The sequence below is a fragment of the Alcanivorax sp. HI0044 genome, from assembly GCF_001634945.1.
Map to the genome: position 1 here is coordinate 1 of NZ_LWEZ01000271.1, position 1,087 is coordinate 1,087.

Genomic DNA, 1,087 nt, shown 5'->3' on the forward strand with positions numbered 1-1,087 from the left:
GCTGTGGGCGCGAGAGTGCACCGCTTCCTGTCGGATGAAGCCCTGCACGTCGGCCAGAAGCTGTTCATCCTGGATCAGCGGCAGGGCCTGATTGTATACCCGACAGAACCACAGCTCGCCTTCCGGCAACAGCAGGTGGATGCCGTTGATGGTGTGTGTGGAGAACGGATCATCACGCAGCCAGTGCAGTGGTGTCTGATCAAAATCGAACTGCACCCGGCGCGCTTTCAGTTGGTGTCGAACAGTGGCATTCATGGTGTCCGGTCTCCGTCAGGGGGTCAGGTCAATGCGTGCAACGCGGCGTGACAGTGAAGGGGCGAAGCGGCTGAGCAAGCGGGTGCTCCAGGCTTCCGCCCCCACCAGTGACAGGGCCGGGTTGTTGAGTACTGCCTTGAGGATGGCGTCGGCCACATCGTCCGGTGAAAAATTACGACGTTTGTAGAGCGCATCGGCCTTGGCGCGTTTCTCGGCTTGTTCTTCTTCGCTGGCGCCGGCATAGACGGTGGCGTTGGCAATGCCGGTGGCAACAAAGCCAGGGCAGATGGCGGTGACGCCGATATCGTGCTCGGCCAGTTCAGCACGCAGGCACTCGCTCAGCATGTGCACCGCTGCCTTGCTGGTGGAGTAGGCGGCCAGTTTGCGATTGGGGGCAAAGGCGGCGGCGGAGGCCACGTTAATAATGTGGCCGTGGCGATGGCCGTCGATCATCTGCTGGGCGAACAGACGCGAGCCGTGAATGACGCCCCACAAGTTCACTTTCAGCAGGCGATCCCATTCCTTGACGCTGGTATCCAACACTCCGCCAGCCATACCGATGCCGGCGTTGTTGATCACAATGTCGGCGCCACCCAGTTCCTTGGCGACCCAGTTGGCCAGGCGTTGCATGGCCTGGGCCGAGCCCACATCGACTTTGCGAGACCAGGCAACGGCACCCAATTCCCGAGCCTTGGCTGCGGTGCCTTCGGCGCTGTCTTCATCAATGTCCACACAGACCAGGTCCGCGCCTTGCGCAGCGAAGCGCAGGGCGGTGGCGCGGCCGATACCGGAACCGGCGCCGGTGACGACCGCCGTTTTTCCATTCAGGGGG

2 protein-coding genes are annotated in these 1,087 nt (G+C 62.3%); both read right to left on the reverse strand.

Annotated features, from left to right (window positions below; genetic code table 11):
- A partial coding sequence (locus tag A3730_RS03360) for a metal-dependent hydrolase (RefSeq protein ID WP_197477259.1) occupies positions 1–255 on the reverse strand: 255 nt, incomplete at its 3' end.
- Between the two features lie 15 nt (positions 256–270).
- On the reverse strand, positions 271–1,087 hold an 817-nt coding region (locus tag A3730_RS03365), incomplete at its 5' end, for an SDR family NAD(P)-dependent oxidoreductase (RefSeq protein WP_156500851.1).